Origin of the sequence: Microbacterium sp. F51-2R (genome assembly GCF_052180235.1) — a bacterium.
Lineage (GTDB): Bacteria > Actinomycetota > Actinomycetes > Actinomycetales > Microbacteriaceae > Microbacterium.
In genome coordinates this window covers 325,155-345,057 of record NZ_CP197470.1, presented here as the reverse complement: position 1 = coordinate 345,057, position 19,903 = coordinate 325,155, and the positions used below count along the sequence as shown (strand labels likewise).

Annotated in this window: 28 protein-coding genes; all 28 read left to right on the top strand. The window is 62.9% G+C overall.

Annotated features, from left to right (window positions below; translation table 11 throughout):
• Positions 1-194: 194 nt before the first annotated feature.
• The 28 genes from ACSBPH_RS01670 to ACSBPH_RS01535 all read left to right on the top strand — a co-directional run bounded on the left by ACSBPH_RS01670 (position 195) and on the right by ACSBPH_RS01535 (position 19,901).
• Positions 195-437: a hypothetical protein gene (locus ACSBPH_RS01670; protein WP_442575886.1), complete on the top strand. Its 243-nt coding sequence runs from the start codon at positions 195-197 to the stop codon at positions 435-437.
• The gene (locus ACSBPH_RS01665) at positions 424-1,257 is read left to right on the top strand and encodes a hypothetical protein (RefSeq protein ID WP_442575885.1); all 834 of its coding nucleotides are present in this window, start codon (positions 424-426) and stop codon (positions 1,255-1,257) included. Before ACSBPH_RS01670 ends, ACSBPH_RS01665 begins: the two co-directional genes overlap by 14 nt.
• Positions 1,257-1,613: an SLOG family protein gene (locus ACSBPH_RS01660; RefSeq protein ID WP_442575884.1), complete on the top strand. Its 357-nt coding sequence runs from the start codon at positions 1,257-1,259 to the stop codon at positions 1,611-1,613. The genes ACSBPH_RS01665 and ACSBPH_RS01660 overlap by 1 nt, the downstream gene beginning before the upstream one ends.
• Before the next feature lie 292 nt (positions 1,614-1,905).
• A complete protein-coding gene (locus ACSBPH_RS01655; RefSeq protein WP_442577224.1) occupies positions 1,906-2,025 on the top strand; it encodes a DUF7455 domain-containing protein in 120 nt (39 codons plus the stop codon).
• Between the two features lie 41 nt (positions 2,026-2,066).
• Complete coding sequence (locus tag ACSBPH_RS01650; protein ID WP_442575883.1) at positions 2,067-2,240, top strand: hypothetical protein; 174 nt, start codon at positions 2,067-2,069, stop codon at positions 2,238-2,240.
• A gap of 687 nt (positions 2,241-2,927) precedes the next feature.
• Positions 2,928-3,182 (top strand): hypothetical protein, encoded by a 255-nt coding sequence (locus ACSBPH_RS01645; protein WP_442575882.1) that lies wholly within the window; start codon positions 2,928-2,930, stop codon positions 3,180-3,182.
• A complete protein-coding gene (locus ACSBPH_RS01640; RefSeq protein WP_442575881.1) occupies positions 3,179-3,316 on the top strand; it encodes a hypothetical protein in 138 nt (45 codons plus the stop codon). The genes ACSBPH_RS01645 and ACSBPH_RS01640 overlap by 4 nt, the downstream gene beginning before the upstream one ends.
• 174 nt (positions 3,317-3,490) lie before the next feature.
• Positions 3,491-3,766, top strand: coding sequence for an HNH endonuclease signature motif containing protein (locus ACSBPH_RS01635; protein ID WP_442575880.1), 276 nt, complete (start codon positions 3,491-3,493; stop codon positions 3,764-3,766).
• A gap of 93 nt (positions 3,767-3,859) precedes the next feature.
• Complete coding sequence (locus tag ACSBPH_RS01630) at positions 3,860-4,624, top strand: HNH endonuclease (protein WP_442575879.1); 765 nt, start codon at positions 3,860-3,862, stop codon at positions 4,622-4,624.
• Positions 4,625-4,729: 105 nt separating this feature from the next.
• Positions 4,730-5,029, top strand: coding sequence for a hypothetical protein (locus tag ACSBPH_RS01625; RefSeq protein ID WP_442575878.1), 300 nt, complete (start codon positions 4,730-4,732; stop codon positions 5,027-5,029).
• 91 nt (positions 5,030-5,120) lie between these two features.
• Positions 5,121-6,497, top strand: a complete 1,377-nt coding sequence (locus tag ACSBPH_RS01620; RefSeq protein ID WP_442575877.1) for a hypothetical protein — start codon at positions 5,121-5,123, stop codon at positions 6,495-6,497.
• Positions 6,494-7,900, top strand: coding sequence for a phage portal protein (locus tag ACSBPH_RS01615; protein ID WP_442575876.1), 1,407 nt, complete (start codon positions 6,494-6,496; stop codon positions 7,898-7,900). Before ACSBPH_RS01620 ends, ACSBPH_RS01615 begins: the two co-directional genes overlap by 4 nt.
• Positions 7,884-8,555 carry a VG15 protein gene (locus ACSBPH_RS01610; protein WP_442575875.1) on the top strand — a complete coding sequence of 224 codons (672 nt, stop codon included), beginning with the start codon at positions 7,884-7,886 and terminating at the stop codon, positions 8,553-8,555. Before ACSBPH_RS01615 ends, ACSBPH_RS01610 begins: the two co-directional genes overlap by 17 nt.
• Before the next feature lie 77 nt (positions 8,556-8,632).
• A complete protein-coding gene (locus tag ACSBPH_RS01605) occupies positions 8,633-9,106 on the top strand; it encodes a hypothetical protein (RefSeq protein WP_442575874.1) in 474 nt (157 codons plus the stop codon).
• 18 nt (positions 9,107-9,124) lie between these two features.
• Positions 9,125-10,021, top strand: a complete 897-nt coding sequence (locus ACSBPH_RS01600) for a phage major capsid protein (RefSeq protein ID WP_442575873.1) — start codon at positions 9,125-9,127, stop codon at positions 10,019-10,021.
• Between the two features lie 155 nt (positions 10,022-10,176).
• Positions 10,177-10,650: a hypothetical protein gene (locus ACSBPH_RS01595; protein WP_442575872.1), complete on the top strand. Its 474-nt coding sequence runs from the start codon at positions 10,177-10,179 to the stop codon at positions 10,648-10,650.
• Positions 10,647-11,054, top strand: a complete 408-nt coding sequence (locus ACSBPH_RS01590) for a DUF6093 family protein (protein ID WP_442575871.1) — start codon at positions 10,647-10,649, stop codon at positions 11,052-11,054. The genes ACSBPH_RS01595 and ACSBPH_RS01590 overlap by 4 nt, the downstream gene beginning before the upstream one ends.
• The gene (locus tag ACSBPH_RS01585) at positions 11,051-11,437 is read left to right on the top strand and encodes a hypothetical protein (RefSeq protein ID WP_442575870.1); all 387 of its coding nucleotides are present in this window, start codon (positions 11,051-11,053) and stop codon (positions 11,435-11,437) included. Before ACSBPH_RS01590 ends, ACSBPH_RS01585 begins: the two co-directional genes overlap by 4 nt.
• The gene (locus ACSBPH_RS01580) at positions 11,434-11,862 is read left to right on the top strand and encodes a hypothetical protein (protein ID WP_442575869.1); all 429 of its coding nucleotides are present in this window, start codon (positions 11,434-11,436) and stop codon (positions 11,860-11,862) included. Before ACSBPH_RS01585 ends, ACSBPH_RS01580 begins: the two co-directional genes overlap by 4 nt.
• 69 nt (positions 11,863-11,931) lie before the next feature.
• A complete protein-coding gene (locus ACSBPH_RS01575; protein WP_442575868.1) occupies positions 11,932-12,465 on the top strand; it encodes a phage tail tube protein in 534 nt (177 codons plus the stop codon).
• A 76-nt stretch (positions 12,466-12,541) separates the two neighbouring features.
• Entirely contained in the window at positions 12,542-13,114 is a 573-nt protein-coding gene (locus ACSBPH_RS01570; RefSeq protein WP_442575867.1) for a hypothetical protein, read from the top strand.
• Between the two features lie 56 nt (positions 13,115-13,170).
• Complete coding sequence (locus ACSBPH_RS01565; RefSeq protein WP_442575866.1) at positions 13,171-13,425, top strand: hypothetical protein; 255 nt, start codon at positions 13,171-13,173, stop codon at positions 13,423-13,425.
• Positions 13,426-13,442: 17 nt separating this feature from the next.
• Entirely contained in the window at positions 13,443-13,589 is a 147-nt protein-coding gene (locus ACSBPH_RS01560; RefSeq protein ID WP_442575865.1) for a hypothetical protein, read from the top strand.
• A gap of 30 nt (positions 13,590-13,619) precedes the next feature.
• Positions 13,620-16,439: a phage tail tape measure protein gene (locus ACSBPH_RS01555; protein ID WP_442575864.1), complete on the top strand. Its 2,820-nt coding sequence runs from the start codon at positions 13,620-13,622 to the stop codon at positions 16,437-16,439.
• A gap of 49 nt (positions 16,440-16,488) precedes the next feature.
• Positions 16,489-17,277, top strand: a complete 789-nt coding sequence (locus ACSBPH_RS01550; RefSeq protein WP_442575863.1) for a hypothetical protein — start codon at positions 16,489-16,491, stop codon at positions 17,275-17,277.
• A gap of 17 nt (positions 17,278-17,294) precedes the next feature.
• Positions 17,295-18,503 (top strand): hypothetical protein, encoded by a 1,209-nt coding sequence (locus ACSBPH_RS01545; RefSeq protein ID WP_442575862.1) that lies wholly within the window; start codon positions 17,295-17,297, stop codon positions 18,501-18,503.
• Positions 18,503-19,372, top strand: a complete 870-nt coding sequence (locus ACSBPH_RS01540) for a hypothetical protein (RefSeq protein ID WP_442575861.1) — start codon at positions 18,503-18,505, stop codon at positions 19,370-19,372. Before ACSBPH_RS01545 ends, ACSBPH_RS01540 begins: the two co-directional genes overlap by 1 nt.
• A 10-nt stretch (positions 19,373-19,382) precedes the next feature.
• Positions 19,383-19,901, top strand: a complete 519-nt coding sequence (locus ACSBPH_RS01535; RefSeq protein WP_442575860.1) for a hypothetical protein — start codon at positions 19,383-19,385, stop codon at positions 19,899-19,901.
• Positions 19,902-19,903 lie beyond the last annotated feature (2 nt).

Here is a 19,903-nt window from a genome sequence, read left to right as displayed (position 1 = left end):
CCATTCCGAGGCGTGAGATGCGGTATATCGGGGGCCTATCGCGGTCGGCGGTAGTTGCCGGGGTAGCCATCGTGCGATCCGGGAGAGGTGCCTCGGCGTTGGGCGTCGTGGTGAGCCTCACCGACCACCCCAATTCCTATCAGCCCTGCCGCTGACTGGCGCGGGGTCACATCACTCATGAGGGGACAACCCGAATGGCCCTTGCACACCGGCTCGAAACCGAACAGAAGAAGATCCGACCCCAGTTCGACGCATGGCTCGACTCCCTCTCAACCCGCAACCACGACATCGTCGTCGGCTGGCTGAACGACCCCAACCTGTCCAACGCGGCAATCATCCGCATGATCGCTGACGACGACCCCGACGATGATTTCAAGGGGTATCGGGCGAACAAGGACACGGTCGCGGAATGGCGGCGACGCAATGGCACTCGCTGAACGCGCGCTCACGGAAATCAACCCCGCCGTCCGAAACCGGATTTTGATTCTCGACGTTGAGCGGGTCAGTGGGATCAGTCAGCAGCAGTGGTGGGACCGCGGAGACCTGAAGAACCGTTACATCCATCACGAGACGGTCATCCGGGAACCCAGAACCACGATCGTCTGCGCGAAGTTCTATCACGACGCGGAAGTCATCCGGCTTGCCGAGTGGGACAAGGGCGGTCGCGCACGCTTCCTCAAGGAAGTGCACGCGCTCATGTCCCGAGCTGACATCATCGTGGGCCACAACATCCTGAACGCCGACATCCCGTGGCTTGAGGGTGACCTGTACTTCCCCAGGATCGGGCACCGGCACAAGCCGAACCTTCCCCCGCTTCCCCCGTTCAAGACGGTGGACACGCTGAGGGTCGCCCGCCAGTTCAAGAGCGGTGTTCACTTCAAGTCGTTGAACGCGCTCTGCCAGATTCTTGAGATTCCGGCGAAGACCGACGTGTATGACCGTGAGGCCATGAACCGCGCTGTTGCGGGGTCGGTCGAGGATCGGGAGCGGTTGACGGAGTACTGCGCTGGGGACGTGATCGCGACGCAGGGTTTGTTCGATGCGCTGCGACCGTACATCAAGAATCATCCGACGCTGTATGTGGATGGTCAGCACAGTCTCACGACCTGCAATAGGTGTGGGACTGAGACTGAGCCGTCTCCGCGCCGCTATATCGCGAACGTGTTGTCATATGCGATGAGGGTTTGCCCGAACTGTGGCGGCTATTCGCGTCTGAGCTTCGAGCCCGAACGTATGACCATCGTTAGGGGTGTCTGATGGCTCGCGTGCTGATAACAGGTTCTCGGACTTGGGATGACAGCGCCACCATTGTTGGTGCACTCTGGGGCGCTTGGGAAGAACTTGGCGAGTACACGCTCGTCAGCGGCGCTTGCCCGTTAGGCGCGGACCGCATGTGTGAAGAAGCGGCGATGCGTAAAGGCATTGCGGTGGAGCGTCACCCCGCGCGCTGGAACGAGTACGGGAATCGCGCGGGCTTCGTTCGCAATGCCGAGATGGTAAACCTCGGCGCTGACCTTTGCCTCGCCTTCATCAAAGACAGTTCACGTGGAGCATCCATGACCGCCGATCTCGCCGAGAAGGCCGGAATCAGGACGATCCGCTTCACGGCATAACTACTTCCATCCAGCCAACGTGGTGCTCGTGTTGGAAGCCATGAGCTAAGTGGCGCTGTGACCCTGCGCCAGCCACCAATCTTCCATCCGCCAAACCCCCGGCATAGAACACTACGGGCCGCGAGCCTGATCCTTTGAACGCGGGGACGAGGGCGGCGGATCGGATCTTCCCAACAAGATAAGCAACAGAGGTGATACTTCTGCCGCGATAAGCCCCTAGGGGGTCGCCGTGCTCTCACCCGATCAATACCACCCGTGCGATCAATGCGGGGTCCGGAGCTTCGTGTTCGTGATGCTCCCCAGCGGCGCAGAACTATCGTTCTGCGGGTCGCATGGCCGGTTGAACCGGGACGCGCTTCTGCATAGGGGTGCGATCATCGACGATCTCACGCATCTCATCGGGTACGTATGAGGATCCGGTGGTGGCCGTTGGGCTTGTCGATCCTCGGATGCATGTTCCTCCTCGCTTCACCACCGTACGGGTTTCCGGTGGGGTTTCTGCCTTTCGGGTTCTTCCTGGTGGGTGGGTGCTGGTTGGCGTGGTGGGGGCGCGTGCTCGACAAGGTGCGGGATGCGGAGTTCGAGCAGTTGTACCGATACCTCGAATGGTATGGAAAGGCCGACTGATGAGTGAGCGGTTCGTTGACTGGCGGCAGGACTCCCGCAGCCTCGTGTGGCGTCACCCGGAGACCGGGATCGAGATCCTTGACGAGGACATGCCGTGGGAGCTGCGGCCGGTGGGTCGGAGCGATGGCTGAGTCGACGCCTAGCCGTGAGCGGAATGACAACCGAGGAACAGACCAATGACTGAGGCCGACCGAGCCGTAATCGATCAATTCCGCGCCGCTCGCATCGTCGTTGGTGGATCCAACCCTCGGGTAGATGCCGCCCTGGCGAATGCTTACGACCGCCTCTGTGAACTCGTGGGAACAGACCAATGACTGAGGCGGCGAGTTGGGCCGACAGGGAAGCCCTCGCCGAAGCGCTGCAAGCGCTCCACCTCATAGATCTCAACAACCTGCATGAAGTTGTCACCGCTGTAGTAGCCGCGGGCTGGCGCCCCCCAGAGAAGCATGAGTGCATCTGCTACGGATACGGCATAGATCCCCGTTGCCGCGCGCACGAGGACGAGGAGCAGACCAATGACTGAGGACACCTGCACTTGCGATGGTGAGTGTGTGGAGTGTCGTCTGCGGGTTCAGCAGGTGGAGTCAGAGGAGCAGTAGCCATGTTTCGTCGTATCGGGGACTGGTGGCGTGCACGTGGTCGCGCTCACCGTATCGGCCCGCACCTCACCCCGAAATGGGAACGCCAATGAGCGCCGAAACTAAGCGTGCCCTCGAAGACGCGATCGCCAACCACTACTCCAACGAATACCCCGGCGTCTACTGCGCCGAATGGGTACTCCAATGCTGGGGCCAATCACCCGACGACAACACCAACTACTACCTCCGCGAATGGCCCGACACGCAACCCATCCACCACACGGGCGGGCTCATCGACTACGCCAGAACCGGACACACCGCATACCTCGCGATGAACAGCACCGACGACGAGGACGACGAATGACTATCGACCCGATCCGCGACCACATCCGCGCCGAATTCTACCGAGCAGTCAAAGACTCAGCCAACGCACTCACCATCTTCGCCCTCACCATCACCATCGTCATCCTCGCCTGGATCCTCAAAGGCCGACGATGACGAACTGCCCCGAATGCGACCGTCCCTGGCCTAGCATCGCCGCAGCGCAAGGATGCGCCGAACGCGACAGGGCAGAAGACGCCGAAGCCCGACGAACCCGATAACCCACACGAGAACAGGCCGGCACCGTCAAGGTGACCGGCCTTTCGTGTTTCAAGGACCGCGCGAGACACCATGAGCAAAAAGCCCAGGAACACCACGCAGCGCGACAAAGACCGGGCTCGCATCGCGAAGAACAAACCGAACTGCGGTATCTGCGGCGAGCCCATCGACTACACGCTCAAGTGGCCCGACCCAAGGTGTTTCGTCGTTGACCACATCAAACCGCTTCACCTCGGCGGCGCGGACACCATCGGCAACAAACAAGCCGCACACAACATCCCCTGCAACTCGAAGAAGAGAGCGCGGGAGTACGCACCGATCGTTCGCCGATCCGGTGCGCTGAAGTAAGACCGCTCGACCTGTCGGGGTCGAGTGCCCACGGACGGACTGATCCCCGTCGCGGTGGGCATTTCTTGTACCCACCGACATGGGGAGAACGAAATGGCCGGAAACTGTACAACGGACGGATGCGACCGACCGACGAAGGCGAGAGGACTCTGCGGCACGTGCTACAACCGCACCCTCCCGAACCGCCACCGCAAGGTGATCGTTCCGTGCGACTGCTGCGGACAACCCACGCCGAAGGAAGCTCGAGCTAGACGCTACGCCGGCACATACTGCTCCCTTGTCTGCCGTGATTACAGTCGATGGGGCGCAGCCTCGTGCGAACTTCCCTCCAACCACTGGGCGCGATGCTTCGGCGCCACATCACTCTGGACACCGCCGGAACCCAAACACTCTGCCTTCCAGGTGGGGTCATGCGATGAGTGCGGGGCCAACATCGTCGAACCGACCGGGCAGACGCCTTCGGTCTACTGCGGCATGACCTGCACGAGGCGCGTGAGAAAGCGCCGCCGCAGAGCCCGAGAACACAACGCCCCAGGACTGTTCACGTACACCCAAGTGATGGGGCAGTACCGCCGGCAGGGAAACAGCTGCGCGTACTGCAAGACGCCATCACACGGACTACCCGACCCGGAGCACGTCCTCCCACTAAGTCGAGGCGGACGCAACGACATGTCGAACATCGTCGCCGCCTGCCGAGCATGCAACGGCGACAAGGGAGACATGACACTCGCCGAATGGGCAAGGGATCGGGACCGTCGAGGGCTCAAACCCATAGACACAACACTCGAAGGCGCTGCGTACCTACGCCTGTGGCAGGCGGAGCCAACAGGAACATCGAAGCGACTCGCCGCCGCCTAAGCCCCCACCCAAGGGTCCCCCCAAGAGGCCCTATCCCGTACCACCGGGGCTAGGCGGTCCCTCCCTCTACCCTTTTTTTCGTTTCTGACCAAGGGCGGTGATCCGATGGCCGCTAAGCCTGCTTTGCGTGCTGTGGCGCCGGATGAGACGCCTGAGCCGAAGAGGGATCTGGGTTTGAGCCTGTCCGAGGCGATCGTGAAGGGCGATCGTTTGCAGATCGAGTACGCGCAGCGTCGGGACATCGCGTCGAAGCTTGATGGCGCGAGTGGGCCGGCTGCGGCGGCGTTGCATCGGCAGTTGTCTTTGACGAACGACAAGATCGATGCTCTCGAGTCTCGTGATGAGCGGGAGGATGATCCGGTTGCCAGGGTCGAAGATGGCAAGTTCGACGCGGCGGCGATCTGAGCTTCGCCTGTCGGAGGTTGCCCGGCATGTGGTGATTCCGAAGGGGATCGTGACTACGGCGTGGCCTCGTGTGGTTGCTCAGTGTGAGCAGATGGGTGTCGGGTTCGACGGTTGGCAGCACGGTATTGGGGCGATTGCGCTTGGTAAGCGGGCGGATGGGAAGTACGCGGCCACGGTTGGCGGCGTGGTCCTGAGCATTCCCCGTCAGGTTGGTAAGACGTTCCTTGTGGGCATGATCGTCATTGCCCTGTGCATCCTGGTTCCTAATCTGACGGTGTTGTGGACCGCGCACCGGACGCGCACCACTACCAAGACGTTCAAGACGCTGCAAGGGTACGTGAAGCGGAAGCGGATCGCCCCGCACCTGAAACCGAACCGGTCTAACGGCATCCGAACCGCGAACGCTGAGCAGGAGATTGAGTTCGCGAACGGCTCGATCATCATGTTCGGTGCCCGTGAGGGCGGTTTCGGGCGTGGGTTCGACAAGGTCGACATTGAGGTCTTCGATGAGGCGCAGATCCTCACGGAGAAGGCGCTTGAGGACATGGTTGCGGCGACGAACCAGTCCGAGCAGCCGTCGGGGGCGTTGCTGTTCTACATGGGTACGCCTCCGCGGCCTGTGGATCCGGGCGAGGAGTGGTTGTCGCGTCGTGCCGGCGCCTTGTCGGGCGAAGAAGACGACATCGCGTATATCGAGTTCTCGGCTGATGATGACGCTGACCCGGATGATGAGGCGCAGTGGGCGAAGGCTAATCCGTCGTACCCGGAGCGGACTCCGCTCGAGTCGATGCAGCGTATGCGGAAGAACCTCCGCAATGACGATTCGTTTCGCCGTGAGGCGTTGGGTATCTACGCGACGTCGTCGCCTCGGGTCATTGATGAGGAGTCGTGGAAGCGTGTCGCGGATGCGGCGTCGATGCCGGTCGAGCGGTTGGTCCTCGCGATCGACGTATCGCCGAACCGTTCCACCGCCGCTGTCGCGCTTGCTGGCAAGCGGGCGGATGGGCTGTGGCATGTGGAGCTCGACGAGCACCGATCGGGTGCGGATTGGGTTGTCCCTTGGGTGGTGGAGCGGGCGTCGAAGAACAAGCTTCACGCGGTCGTGGTCGATGAGATGTCTGGCCTGGTGAAGTGGCGTAACGGGACCGCGTACCTCGGGGATTCCGCGATCAAGGTGACGCTCGCGGGTGCTGAGGGGGCCGACATGGTTGTCGCGTGTGCTCAGTTCTTCGACGCTGTCATGTCGCCTACGACGCTTGTTCGTCATCCGGATCAGCCGCAGGTGAACGTGGCGCTTTCGGTTGCGCGGAAGCGTCCGTTGCGTGGCGGGTGGGCGTGGAACCGCAAGGACGAAGAGTCAGACATTACCCCTGTCGTGGCGGAGACGCTCGCGCTTTGGGGGGCACGGAACGACACAGTGAAGCGGCCCGGTAATCGGCGCGAAGAGAGAACGGCGGTGGTGCTTTGAGCGACAAGATCATCGTTCCGGGACTCTCGGAAGACGAGACGGTTACGGTCAATGTCCTCGCTGATGAGTTGAGGGCCAGGTCGCGTCGGAATCTGCTGCGGTCGTCGTACTACGACGGGAAGCGTGCGATTCGTCAGATTGGTTCGATCATCCCGCCGCAGTATTACCGGCTTGGGATCGCTTTGGGTTGGGCGGCTAAGGGTGTCGACGGTCTTGATCGTCGTGTGAGTCTCGAAGAGTTCGTGTGGAACGACGGCGACCTTGACTCGATCGGTATGAGCGAGCTGGAGGAGTCCAACTTCCTTCTGTCCGAGCTCGCATCGGGCCGCACGGACGCTTACATTCACGGGGTCTCGTATCTGATCACGACGCAGGGTGCGGAGGGTGAGCCGCGGGCGCTGGTTCATGCGAAGGATGCTCGGAATGCGTTCGGGCAGTGGAACAGCCGTAAGCGCGCCCTTGACAATCTCCTGTCGGTGACCGCATGGGACGGCGGGAAGATTTCGGGATTCGTGCTCTACCTCGACGGGGAGACGATCAGCGCGGAGAAGGTCGACGGGAAGTGGGCGGTCACGGGACGCTCTGAGCATCCGTGGCATGTTCCTGCCGATCCGCAGGTGTATCGTCCGCGTTCGGGGCGTCGGATGGGCCGGTCGCGCATCACCCGCCCGCTCATGTCTCATCAGGACTCCGCTTTGCGCGAGCTGATCCGACTTGAAGGGCATATGGACGTCTTCGCGATGCCGAAGATGTTCCTGCTGGGAGCAAGCGACAGCGTGTTCAAGAACCCTGATGGGTCGATGAAGGCTGCCTGGCAGATGGTTCTCGGTCGGGTTATGGGTATTCCTGACGATGAGGATGCCGCGAAGCCGCGCGCGGACGTGAAGCAGTTCGATGCGCAGTCGCCGGAGCCGCACATCGCGGATCTGAATATGCTGGCGAAGCTCGCCGCGCGCGAGACGGACCTCCCGGACTCCGATTTCGCGTTGTCGGACATCGCTAACCCGACGTCGGCGGATTCCTACGTCCAGTCGCGGGAGAACCTGATTTCGGAGGCCGAGGGCGCTCAGCGCGACCTCGACATTCCCAGCCGGCGCACGGTTACGCGGGCTCTCGCGATCCAGAACGGCCTCACTGAGGTGCCACCTGCATGGCGTTCTATCAAGCCGAAGTGGCGGTCTCCGCTGTACGTGTCGAAGGCGGCTCAGGCGGATGCGGGGGCGAAGCAGATCGCAGCTGGCCCGGAATGGCTGAAGGAGACGACGGTGGCGCTTGAGCTTCTGGGTCTCACGCCGCAGCAGATTGAGCAGGCGTTGAAGGAGCGGCGGCAGAACGCGGGCCGCGAGGTTGTGCGGGCTGCGCTGAACCGCCCGGCGCCGCAGGACAATGCCGACGGCGTTTGAGTCGAAGGCGGCACTCTCAGCGGTTACAGCGGCGGCAGTAGACCTGTCCGGGCGAGTCCTCCGGGGCTTGGATGGTTCCCCAGAGGTGCGGCGGGCGGGGCTTCTCGAGGCCGTGCCGGAGGTGATCGGGTACTTCACGGAGGGGTCTGCTGCTCTCGCGGCTGATTTCTACGCCGATGAGCGTGAGCGGGCCGGGGTTCGTGGAGTGTTCGAGGTTGATCTGACGATCAATGACCGGACTGTGAAGATCCGGCGCGCGGTTGCTTGGGCTTCTGACCCGCTGTTTCAGGGTGATGATGTGGCGGCTGTGAAGCGGCTCGCGCAGGTGACCCAGTTTGAGACGGCGAAGCCGTACCGGGACACGATTCTCGACAATCGTCGCCGTGACCCGGAGTCGGTGGGGTGGCGGCGGATTACGTCGCCGGGTTCTTGCGGGTTCTGCCGGCTGGCCGCGTCGAAGGGCGCGATCTACAAGAAGTCGACGGCGGATTTCGCCGCGCATGACCACTGCGGATGCACTGCCGCCCCCGTGTTTCGGGGTGGTGAGACCGGCCCTGAGGTGACCGCTCTGGCGTATGTCGCGGCGAAGCGTAAGCGCACCCCGGCTGAGAAGGCTGCTCTCCGTGACGCGATCGCGCACTTCGAGAGCCTCTGAAAACTTCCACGAATCCTCGTGGACCGCACGCGACGGAATCGCGGTCATGTCCGACGGGACAGAAACGGGAGATACCGATGAGCACTGAAGCACAGACCACGGATGCCGAGACGGTGACTGAGGGTCAGCAGCAGACGCAGGAGAAGACCTTCACGCAGGCCGAACTCGACCAGATCGTCAAGGACCGCGTCGCCCGAGAGAAGGCGAAGTACGCGGACTACGAAGACCTGAAAGCGAAGGCTGACGGGGCGAAGACCGTCGCGGAGAAGCTCGCCGACCTCGAGCGCAAGCACGCAGAGGCAGAGGCGCGCGCACTCCGCAGCGACATCGCCGCGAAGCACGGCATCAGCGCTGAGGACCGTGACCTGTTCCTCACCGGATCCGACGAAGCCACCCTGACCGCACAGGCCGAGCGCCTCGCGGCGCGGGAGGCGGACCGCAAGAGCAAGACACAGAACGTCGCCCCGAAAGAGGGAGACGTCAAGAACACGGGCGCGACCGACCAGGAGACCCGCGAGTTCGTGCGCGGACTGTTCAGCCGACCCGACTAACCGAAAGGAAGACCATTCATGGTCGCACTGGCAACCGGATCGCTTTCGATCCCCAAGCAGAAGATCGACCCGTGGCTCGGGAAGATCCAGAACGGATCCTGCGTCGCGACGCTCTCCGCCCAGACCCCGATGACGTTCGGTGAGGGCGAGTCGTGGACGTTCGACATCGGCGAGGCCGAGTACGTCGCTGAGGGTGGCGCGAAGGGCCCATCGACCGTCACGCCGTCGAGCAAGCCGATCAAGCCGTTCAAGTTCCACAAGACCCTCCGGTTCAACCAGGAGGTTCTGTGGGCGGACGAGGCGCGTCAGCTTGAGGTCGTGGATGAGATCCTCGAGCTCATCCAGCCGGCGCTGTCCCGCGCGCTCGACTTCGGCGTGTTCCACGAGATCAACCCGACGGGTGGCGCGGTTGTCGCCGCGATGAACGGTGGCCTCACTGACACGACCAACCTCGTCGAGTACGTTGCGGCGGACAAGCCCTACGTCAGCCTTGACGCGGCCGACGCCCTCGTCCTGGCGGACGGGTTCGTTCCCCGTGACATCGCCCTTGACCCGACGTACGCGGCGAAGTTCTCCGCGATCCGTGGTGTGAACTCGGAGCAGAAGTTGTACCCGAACTTCCGCCTCGGCGTGGAGACGAGCGAGCTTGATGGTCACCGCGCGTCGGTGTCGAACACGGTTCGCGGTTCGGGCGTCCTCGCGGTCGACACGAAGGTGCTGGGTTTCGTGGGTGACTTCTCGGCGATCCGCTGGGGTGTGCAGAAGTCGATCGGCCTCGAGCTGATCGAGTTTGGCGACCCGGACGGCGGCGGCGACCTGAAGCGGTACAACCAGGTCGCGTTCCGCGCCGAGGTTGTCTACGGGTGGGGCATCGCGGACCTGAACGCTTTCGCGAAGATCCACGACCTCGTCTGATCGTGGTTCGCCTGGTCAATAGGAACACGGGCGCCATCGTGCAGGTCGCGGATGAGAAGGTCGCGCGTCTCGGCACGGAGTGGGCGCCCGTCGAGGAATCGAAGCCCAAGCCTGCGGTAAAGCCGAAGGCGAAGTCCTGAGAGAAGGGGGCGGTCATGGCTGTGACTCCCGCTGATATTGCGGTTGCGCTTGGCGTGGCCGCCCCCGAATCCGGTTCGCTCACTGAGCAGCAGTGGGAGATGTGGATCGATGACGCCGCGATGCTCATTGATACGCGCCGGGAACTGTTGGATGTGGCGCAGATCGATGAGGTGAAGCTCGATTACGTCATTCGTGAGGCTGTGGTTGCGCAGGTGAAGCGCCCGGATGATGCGACTCAGGTGACGATCAGCGTCGCGGATGAGGGGTCGTCGTCGAGGACGTATCGGTCTAGCAAGGGCCGCGTCGTCATCATCGATGAGTGGTGGACGCTCCTCGGGCTGACACAGCCGTCGGGGGCGTTCGCTGTCGACATGCTCGGGGTGGACACGATCCATCAGCCGTGGTGCTCGCTGTCGTTTGGCGCTAATTACTGCTCCTGCGGCGCTGACCTTGCGGGGTATCCGATCTATGAGGGTGGCGTCGAGTGAGTTTCGGCGCTGACATCGCGCGGGTGATTCCCGAGTTGCGGGCGGCGGCTGAGTCGGCGATGCGCGGCCAGTACCGCGTCACCCGGGCCGGCGCTGAGGTGTGGAACCCGGTGACGATGCAGAACGAATCGACCCCGGTGACCGTGTTTGAGGGGCCGGGGCGGCTTCGGTCGGTGAACACGCAGGATCGTGCGGGGAACGCGGCCGATCAGTCGTTCATTGAGTCGCAGTTCATCCTTTCCCTTCCTGTCGACGGGTCCGAGGGTGTTGCGAAGGATGACGTTGTCGAGTGTCTCAGCGAACCGACTGATACGGCGCTCGTGGGACGGAAGTTCGTTGTCACGTGGCCGTCGGCGCAGTCTGACGCGACCGCGCGGCGCCTGCCTGTGCGGGAGACGCTATGAGCGGGTTCGACGAGCTGCATCAGTTCGAGATCGACCTCACGAACGCGGCGGCTGACGCGCTCCCCCTGATCAAGAAGGCCGTGGGGATTTCCGCGCTGAAGGGCAAGCGGGCGTGGCAGGAGAAAGCCCGCGGGCACCGCTACTCGGGCTCATACCCTGCATCGATTGATTACGACCCGGTCGACGCGAACTTCTCGACGGATCTTGGCCCGAACTTGAACCGTCGCGGTACTGCGGGTCTCGGGATTGTTGAGGACTCGCCGGGTGGGGTGCGTGGAACTCCGCAGCGGAACTACCTCGCCGCCGAATCGATCATCGAGGACGACCTGCCCCACGGCGTGGAGATCGCCATAGATCAGGCGTTGAGGGGGAACGGGCTGTGAGGACTCAGCATTACGCCGCATTCGAGCAGGCCGTGAAGGTCGCTGTCCCCGCATTGTCGGCGCTCGTGTTCGACGCTGACGTGCCTGTGAACCCGGATGGGACTGTGCGGCGGTCCACGTATCTGGTGCTGCATGACATGGGGTTTGACCGGCAGGACGACGAGCGTCTCACGGTGACCGCGCAGGACGCCGCGGAAGGCCGATACCGGGTCGTTGTGCGGGTGGTAGCCACAACTCGGAGTGCCGCACGGTCCACGGTCGATGCCGTGAGGTCTCTCATCGGGGTTCGCCCCACCGTGGCGGGCCGCTTCTGTCAGCCCATCGCCATTGACCCTGGGCCGTATCCGATCGAGCGGGACGACGACGTGAAGCCGCCGATCTTCTACACGGACCTCGATTTCACGTTCCGCTCTCAGCGGGCGTGACCAAGCCCCTCCGGTCTCCCCGGAGGTAAACCGAAGCCCCGGTTTGCGGGGAGAAGGAAGGAGTCTGCTATGGCAGATGCAGCCGATGTGGTCGCCCCGGCGGTAGACCAGTCAGGAAACACCGTTATCTGGTGGGTGGGTGGTTCGATCACCGACACCTCCGCGGTGAAGGCGGCGACGGAGATCGGCGCGGCCACCACGTACCGCATTACGCACGACTTCACCCCGGACGGGTTCCCGCTGGACTCGTCGCAGGAGAAGTCGCCCGATGAGCGGCTTGCGCTGGTGGACACGCTCGAGTCGCTCGGGAAGATTTCGACGACGTTCGGTGACGGGATCACGTACGTCGACACGCAGGCGACTGCGGGTCACGCGACGGTGGTCCTCAAGCCTGCGGGTGGTGCGCCGAGCATCTCGGGGTATTTCGTCGTTCGCCGCAATGTGCCGAACTCGACGGTCGCCGCCGCCGCTCAGAAGGCGACGGTTTACCCGGTGACGCTCGGTAAGCAGCGTCCCGGCCCGATCACGGGTACGGGCAAGTTCACGTTCAAGCAGCAGGTCGTTCTCACCGGGGCTCCGGTCGAGACCACTTTCGCGGCCTGACATTCAGCTCGGGCCGGGGGTTCTGCACCGTACCCCCGGCCCGGTCCTCTTAACGGTGCAAGAAACGGTGCAACCCATGAATATCGACGACATCCTCGCCGCGGCAGAGTCGGAAGCGCCCGACACGCGCACTGTCAAGGTGTGCGTGAACCCGGCAGTAGCGAGGAAGCGCGCCGCGCTCCTGGAAGCGCTCAAGCAGGCGAAAGAACTCGACGCGAAGGCATCCACCACTGAGGAGCGTCTCGGCGCCGCACCGGCACCCACAACGGAACACGCCGATCGCGCCCAGGCTGAACTCGAAGCATTCGACGACGAAGTCCTGAAGTCACTCATTACCCTGAAGTTCACCCGCCTCGACGGCGAGAGGTGGTCGAACCTGACCGCCGCGAACCCGATGCGAGTAGACGTCGCCCTGGATCGGAACTACGGGTACAACTTCGACGCCGTATCCAAGACCGCCGCGATGCTCACGGGTGTTCGGCTCAGCGACGACGGGGAAGAACTCCTCACCCCCGAGCAGTGGGACCGGCTTTTCAAGCGTCTCTCGGGTCACGATTTCCGGCTCATCATCGACGCCGTGTGGACTCTGAACGAGTACGCGCCCTCTCAGCACATTGAGGCGCTGGTAAAAGGCTTCGGGGCAGCGTAGCGCTCCGAGATGAAGTTGCGGCCGCTGCGCGCCTCGGGATCTCCCACGCGGAGTTCATGGGCTGGCCGCACGATCAACGCGACTTGATGATCGCGTACGGGATTGTCGAACGCAACACGGGGCGTTACGGCGAATGGCTCCCAGACGTGGTCACAACCTGGCCCGACGTCCCCGTGAAGCCCGCGCGCTTCAGCGGGCCGTTCGTCAACTGGCAGGAAAAGGTCATCCAGGACGCTGAGGCCGAGCACAGGAAGACATCCGGTAAGGACGCGAACCTCAACGGGATGTTCTGGACAGCCGCCCCCGAGTAGCCATCAGCATGACGGCTATGAGGCAGGCCACGCCGAGTCCGACCGCGGCAGCGATCCCCGCCGCGACGGATCCCGTCGGCACACCGAACAGAAGCAAGCCGATGCTCAACGCCGCGATGGCGCTCACGGCCACGATCGCAACTTTCCGCATTCCCGAAGTGTAGCGCCGCGTTCGGCGATTGAGGAGGTCGCTCGTGAGCGAACGGGTCGTCAAGGTCACAATCGCGGCGGAAGTGAACTCCTACCTCAACGGCGTGAGCCAGGTAGCGAAGAAGTCCCGCGAGGCGCGAACCGAGGCTGAGGCGCTCACTGCGAAGCTTGAGGCGCAGCAGAGGGCGTTCAACATCGCCGGGACAGCGCTGTTCGCCGCTGGTGGCCTGGTGGCTGCTGGACTCCTTCTCGCGACCAAGCGCGCCGCGGACTTCGACCAGGCGATGTCTGAGGTTGCCGCGACTGGTGCGGACGCGAAGGCGAACATCTCGGGTCTCCGTGAGGCTGCGCTTGAGGCGGGCGCCGAGACCGTCTATTCGGCTCGGCAGGCCGCGGGGGCAATCGAGGAGCTTGCGAAGGCGGGCATCGAGGCGAAGGACGTTATCGGCGGTGGCCTGACTGGTGCGCTGAACCTTGCTGCTGCCGGTGGGATCGAGGTGGCGAACGCGGCCGAGACGATGGCCGACACTCTGAACCAGTTCAAGCTCGAGGGGCGCGATGCGACACACGTCGCGGACCTTCTCGCGGCTGGTGCCGGTAAGGCGTCAGGCGGTGTCGACGACCTGGGGATGGCTCTCAAGCAGGTTGGGCAGGTTGCCGCATCGACGGGGCTGTCGGTGGAGGAGACCACGGCGGGCCTCGCGGCATTCGCTTCCGCTGGCCTGAAGGGTTCTGACGCCGGTACGTCGTTCAAGACGATGCTCGGCGCGCTCACCCCGAACAGCCAGAAGGCCGCTGACGAAATGAAGCGGCTCGGGATCAACGCCTTCGATTCGCAGGGTAACTTCATCGGTTTGCAGAAGTTCGCCGGTCAGTTGCAGCGGCAGCTCGCGGGGCTGAGCAACGAGCAGCGGCAGGCGTCGCTCGAGATCATGTTCGGGTCCGACGCTGTGCGCGCTGGCATCGAACTGTACAACCAGGGCGCGGACGGGATCCGCAAGTGGATCAAGGCCGTTGATGACCAGGGGTTCGCGGCGAAGCAGGCGAGCGAGCGTCTCGACAACCTGAACGGCGACCTCGAGAAGATGTCGGGCGCGTTCGACTCCGCACTCATCTCTATCGGTGAGGCTGGGCAGGGTCCGCTCCGCGCTGTAGTGCAGGGCATCACGGAGGTTATCGACACCTTCAACGGTATGCCCGAGGGCGGGCAGGTCGCTGTCTACTGGGTGGGGGCGGTAGCGAGCGCCGCCGCGGTCGCTGGCGGGGTCTTCCTGCTAGCGGTCCCGAAGGTAGCGGCTTACAAGATCGCCCTTGAAGAGTTGGGGCCGGCCGCGCAGACTGCTTCGCGAGGCATCGGGAACATCGCGAAGGTCAGCGCGGGGGCCGTGGCGGGTTTCACCGGTGGAGTGATCGCCGCGAATCTTCTCATTGACGCGCTGCGGAACACCGGCCTTCATGGAGAGGAGTTGGCGAACAAGATCGCCACTGCGCGCGACGCTGTACAGCTCTTCGACGCGCAGAGCCGCAAGACGTTCCTCGGAAGCTCGAACCTGAAGATCGCCGCCGCTCAGGTGGATGCGCTCGGGGGAGCGCTCGACAAGCTGCGGGAGAAGAAGACAGGCGACCTGATTGACATTCAGTCGATCACCGCCGTGCAGGGCCTTGGCGCTGAGCTCGGGAAGCTCGCTCAAACCGATCTCCCCGCCGCGCAGAAGCAGTTCCGCCTCCTCGCCGAGGGTGCTGGGCTGAACAAGGAACAGCAGTCGCAGTTGATCGGCATCATGGAGCCGTATCGCGACGAGTTGACCAAGCAGGCCACCGCTTCTGGTGATGCCGCCGACGCGGCCACCCTATTGAAGCTGGCGCTGGGCGACACGCCTCCTGCCGTGAAGGAAGCTTCGGACAGCATCGATGTGATGGCGAGTGCGGCGTCGAACGCGGACGACAACCTCTCAGGCATGAAGGATGCCCTGTCGAGCGTCAACGACACGGCGATGACGATGAGCGGTGCTGTGGATGACGCGATCGGCTCTCTCAACGACTTGGCGAAGGCCGCTGAGGCCGAGGGCGCAAGCGTTGACGGGTCGAACGACGCATCGATCGCTTTCCGCGACTCCATCCGTGATGTGGAGCAGGCGCACAAGGATGCCGCTGAGGCGATCCTGAACAACGGCGGCACGCTCGACGAGGCGAAGGGCAAGTATTACGAGGGCCGCGACGCGGTTATCGAGATGCTGAAGGCGAAGGGCCTTGACCAGAAAGCGGCCGAGGACTGGGCGGACAAGAACCTCGGCAGTGCTAGCGAGGTCGAGGGTGCGCTGCGGAACGTTGCGACGGCGGTCAATCAGATTCCTGCGAAGAAGACGATCACCCTCGTCGCCGACACGGCACCGGCACGGGCGGACTTCAACCGGTTCATCTTCGACTACGAGGGTCGTCGGATCAACTTCTATGTTGACGGGTACGCGGGTCGGAAGGTCGCAGGGTCGAGCCTGGTCGATGTCGCCCGCGCAAGTGGCGGCATCATCCCCGGGGCGCCGTCCAGCCGAGACAACATGCTCGCCGCTGTCGCATCAGGTGAGTTCATCGTGCGGGCGTCGCAGGTCTCCATCCCGGAGAACCGGCGCGCGCTCGAGTACATGAACGCGGGCGGTCGGATGCGTGGTTACGCGAACGGTGGTTTCGTGCAGCCTCCTCGCTACGCCTCGAACCAGTCGATCAACATTTCCGCGCCGTCCCTGGACGGCATGAGCATCACCGGAACCCTGGACCTCGGGAACGGGCTCACCGGATTCGTGGACGGTCGAATCACACAGGCATCCCGTCAGGGCGGCATGAAGCTCCGAAACGGGGGCAGGGGGTAAAGGCATGGTTGCGCCGACACTGACTGTGGACACGTCGGGGAATCCGTTCGTGGAGTTCTTCATCGACGCTGGCGACCTCGACCCGGCTGCTGAGCGGCTGCGACTGTACCGCTTCTCGGACAACCGTCAGTGGAAGGTTCGCGGGGGTTGGGATATCGCGGTCGGGGTTGCGGTGCTCGATTTCGAGTGCCCGTTCGGTGTGGACGCGACGTATCGGGCTGAGGTGTTCGATGGGGCTGGGTTGTCGCTGGGGTTCACGGATTACGCGACGGTGACGTTGGATGTCGGGTCGGTGTGGGTGCATAACCCGCTGGTGCCGGCTGAGGGGATCGAGTTGGGGGCGGCGGCGCTCCTCGACGACTCGGGCGCTCGAGCTACGAGGCGTCCGATCGTGGGGAGCGTCGTCTACACCGAGGGTTCGATGCTGGGGCGTTGGATCGGGTCGGGGCGGCGTGGGGTTGTGGACTACTCGCTGGGGTTCGCTGTCGAATCGTTGGACCTGGCTGACCGGTTTCAGGGGATGCTCGGCGACTACAACACCCGACAGGTGGGGGTGTTGTGTGTGCGGACGCCTCCACCTGTGCGGATTCCGCGGACGTTCTTCACGAGCGTCCCGGATCCGACCGAGGTGAGTGTGGACGTCCAGTGGGGTGGTCAGCGGACGGACATCGTGTTCACGGCGACGGAGGTTGACCCGCCGTTCGTCGGACTCGTTACCCCGCTGCTGACTTACGACGATCTGGATGCTGCGTACTCGACGTACGACGAGCGGGACGCGGCCTATGCCACATACACCGATATGGATCGGGACTACTCGCTCGCTGGGCTCGCTGGTTGATTTAGAGGGGGTGCCGGGTGCGGTTCGGTTCCTCTGATCTCAAGGGTGTCCTCACGGGGCCGTTTGACGCGGTGTGGACCGCTGACCTGTATTACAACGGGGAGCGGCGTATCGCTGATGTGCCGATCGCGGATGTGCGGTTCGGTGAGGACGCGAACGCGGATGTTCAGCAGTCGGGTTCGTGCACGGTTGTGTGGACGGATGAGTTCGCGTCGAGTGTTCTGCCGGTGTCGGTGTCGGATCCGTTGGCGCCGTTCGGTGCCCAGTTGTACGTGTATTGCCTGGTTTCGGCGGGGAACTTTTCGGAGCGGGTCGCTTATGGGCGGTTCCTGATCACGGATGTTCCTTCGGCTCGGGATGAGGAGATGCGGTTCCGTGGCGAGTGGGTCACGGTGGGGTCGACGGTTGGTTTGGAGTTGCGGGAGCTTCTTGCTGGGGTTCAGCAGGAGTCGTTTGATGTTCCGACTGCTCCGACTGATTTGTCTTCGACGTGGGCGGAGTTGGGGCGGGTTAGTGGGTTGCCGCTGATTCGTTCTGTCGCTGATGTTCCGATTACTCGTTCGGTGATGTATCCGGATGGGAAGTTGGATGCGGTTTACGAGTTGATGGGTGTGATGCTCGACGCTGTTCCGCATGTGACGTCGGATGGTGCGTTGTCGGCGCGGCCGAATGTGTGGCCGGATCCGGTTGATGATGTGACTTTGGATGTGATCGAGTCGGTGTCGTCGTCGATGAGTGCGGCGCAGGTTTATAACCGGGTTGTTGTGCGGGCGACGGGTGGGGATCAGGCGGCGGTTTTGGCTGTTGCTGAGGTTACGTCGGGGCCGTTGCGTGTCCGTAATCCCGATGGGTCTGTGTCGCCTTTTCGTGCGAGGACGAGGTATTTGTCTTCCGAGTTTGTGACGACGGTGGAGCAGGCTCAGGCGTGGGCTGATAGTGAGCTCGCGAAGGTGTCGGTGTTGCGGTCGCGGGTAGTTGAGGTTGTGGAGACTTTCAATCCGTTGCGTGAGCGTGGCGATGCTGTGCGGGTTGAGCGTAACCGGGTGTGGCTTATTGGTCGGGTGGTTTCCGTTGATCGTGGTGGGGCTACTCAGCGGTTGAGGGTTGAGGTTGCTTCGACGGTTCCGAAGGCCGATGCGGTTGATGTGTTCCCGGGTTTCACGGGGTTCGGGTTGTTCCCTGATGGTGAGTTGTTCCCTGCTGACGATGAGTTCCCGGAGGCGTGATGGTTGATCAGTCCGATGTGATTTTGGAGCTGTTCAACTCGAAGTCGAATGTTCAGTTGATTTCCGGTAATTATCGTGGCCTGGATGGGTTGCGGGCGGTGGTCGATTTTTCGGGCGGGCGCGTGCCGGCGCATCCTTCGATGGGTTTCATTCCTGAGGTGAATGACCCGGTTTGGGTTGCGGTGGTTGATGGTGTGGCTTGGATGTTGGGGCCGACCGTGCTGCGTCCGGGGAATGGTGAGGTTGTTTCCGAGGCAGCGGGGATCGCGGTTGTAAGTACCGTGATTGGTGATGTTGCGGCGACGTATAACAGCGGTTCGACGTTGTCGCCTGGTGATCAGGTGAAGCTGTATTGGAATGAGGGTTGCCACATCATTGGTGTGCGGTCTGATTCCCCGGCTACGCCTGACGCTCCTGACGCTCCCGGTGCCGGGGGTGGTCAGCAGACGGTTTCGTTCAGCGCTATCGATTCCGGTTCGTACCAGTCGGGGTATGGGTGGCGTATCAACGATGTGTGGTCTTCGTCGAGCAACATTGGCGCATGGTTCTACGGCACGAAGATTCGGGACACTATTCCTGATAGTGCAGTGGTGAGCGGTGCGGAGATTTACTTGCCGCTGATTAAGGATTTGGGGTTGTTCCCGTTCGGCCGTCACGACTATGCGACGAAACCTTCCGGTTCGGTGTCCTTCAGTGGTGTTACGACGCTGAGCGGTAAATCCGGTTGGGTTCCGATTCCCACGTCGCTGATTGATCACTTGAAGGTGAATACGGGTGGTCTGGGGTTCGGTTTGGGTGGTTACAACATTTGGGCTGGGACGCAGAAGGACGGTCAGTCGGGGACTGTCCGTGTGACGTATACGACGTGAGGGGTTTCTGATGGGCTGGTCTTCAAGTGGTGGGCCGAAGGGTCTCGGTTCCGCGACGAACACGCCGTCTACGCAGGCTGATTTCGACAAGATGATCGAGCTGATTGCGCTGATGGGGAATTTCCGTGGTGGCGTGTCCGAAGCGGAGCGTGACGCGATCACGGGGGATGCTCTTTTCGCTGGGCTGCTGGTTTACAACACGACGAAGACTCGGCTTGAGGTGTGGGATGGGTCCGGGTGGGACATCGTGTGGCCGACGTCGGCGACGGGTGTGGTGGCGTGTCCCGCGTCGGGGGGCGGTGGGTCTTCACCGATTTTCTGGTCGGACCTGATTGATGTGACGTTCCCGGTCGGAATGTTCTCGTCCGCACCGATTGTGGTGGTGCAGACGGTGGGGCCTGCGGGTCAGGTCACGATGAACGGGATGGTGGAGCAGATCACCGCGTCGGGTTGCAAGGTGCGGGGTATGCGGATTGGGTCTGTGCCGTCGAACTTGTTCAGCGTGCAGTGGAAAGCAACTCGGGCGTGACT

Coding starts and splice junctions, on each gene's coding strand:
- ACSBPH_RS01560 (WP_442575865.1), top strand. CDS start 13,443: ATGAGGCAGGCCACGCCGAGTCCGACCGCGGCAGCGATCCCCGCCGCG.
- ACSBPH_RS01570 (WP_442575867.1), top strand. CDS start 12,542: ATGAATATCGACGACATCCTCGCCGCGGCAGAGTCGGAAGCGCCCGAC.
- ACSBPH_RS01620 (WP_442575877.1), top strand. CDS start 5,121: ATGGGTGTCGGGTTCGACGGTTGGCAGCACGGTATTGGGGCGATTGCG.
- ACSBPH_RS01630 (WP_442575879.1), top strand. CDS start 3,860: ATGGCCGGAAACTGTACAACGGACGGATGCGACCGACCGACGAAGGCG.
- ACSBPH_RS01665 (WP_442575885.1), top strand. CDS start 424: ATGGCACTCGCTGAACGCGCGCTCACGGAAATCAACCCCGCCGTCCGA.
- ACSBPH_RS01595 (WP_442575872.1), top strand. CDS start 10,177: ATGGCTGTGACTCCCGCTGATATTGCGGTTGCGCTTGGCGTGGCCGCC.
- ACSBPH_RS01605 (WP_442575874.1), top strand. CDS start 8,633: ATGAGCACTGAAGCACAGACCACGGATGCCGAGACGGTGACTGAGGGT.
- ACSBPH_RS01610 (WP_442575875.1), top strand. CDS start 7,884: ATGCCGACGGCGTTTGAGTCGAAGGCGGCACTCTCAGCGGTTACAGCG.
- ACSBPH_RS01625 (WP_442575878.1), top strand. CDS start 4,730: ATGGCCGCTAAGCCTGCTTTGCGTGCTGTGGCGCCGGATGAGACGCCT.
- ACSBPH_RS01670 (WP_442575886.1), top strand. CDS start 195: ATGGCCCTTGCACACCGGCTCGAAACCGAACAGAAGAAGATCCGACCC.
- ACSBPH_RS01540 (WP_442575861.1), top strand. CDS start 18,503: ATGGTTGATCAGTCCGATGTGATTTTGGAGCTGTTCAACTCGAAGTCG.
- ACSBPH_RS01535 (WP_442575860.1), top strand. CDS start 19,383: ATGGGCTGGTCTTCAAGTGGTGGGCCGAAGGGTCTCGGTTCCGCGACG.
- ACSBPH_RS01650 (WP_442575883.1), top strand. CDS start 2,067: ATGTTCCTCCTCGCTTCACCACCGTACGGGTTTCCGGTGGGGTTTCTG.
- ACSBPH_RS01640 (WP_442575881.1), top strand. CDS start 3,179: ATGACTATCGACCCGATCCGCGACCACATCCGCGCCGAATTCTACCGA.
- ACSBPH_RS01575 (WP_442575868.1), top strand. CDS start 11,932: ATGGCAGATGCAGCCGATGTGGTCGCCCCGGCGGTAGACCAGTCAGGA.
- ACSBPH_RS01645 (WP_442575882.1), top strand. CDS start 2,928: ATGAGCGCCGAAACTAAGCGTGCCCTCGAAGACGCGATCGCCAACCAC.
- ACSBPH_RS01655 (WP_442577224.1), top strand. CDS start 1,906: ATGCTCCCCAGCGGCGCAGAACTATCGTTCTGCGGGTCGCATGGCCGG.
- ACSBPH_RS01600 (WP_442575873.1), top strand. CDS start 9,125: ATGGTCGCACTGGCAACCGGATCGCTTTCGATCCCCAAGCAGAAGATC.
- ACSBPH_RS01660 (WP_442575884.1), top strand. CDS start 1,257: ATGGCTCGCGTGCTGATAACAGGTTCTCGGACTTGGGATGACAGCGCC.
- ACSBPH_RS01585 (WP_442575870.1), top strand. CDS start 11,051: ATGAGCGGGTTCGACGAGCTGCATCAGTTCGAGATCGACCTCACGAAC.
- ACSBPH_RS01635 (WP_442575880.1), top strand. CDS start 3,491: ATGAGCAAAAAGCCCAGGAACACCACGCAGCGCGACAAAGACCGGGCT.
- ACSBPH_RS01565 (WP_442575866.1), top strand. CDS start 13,171: ATGGGCTGGCCGCACGATCAACGCGACTTGATGATCGCGTACGGGATT.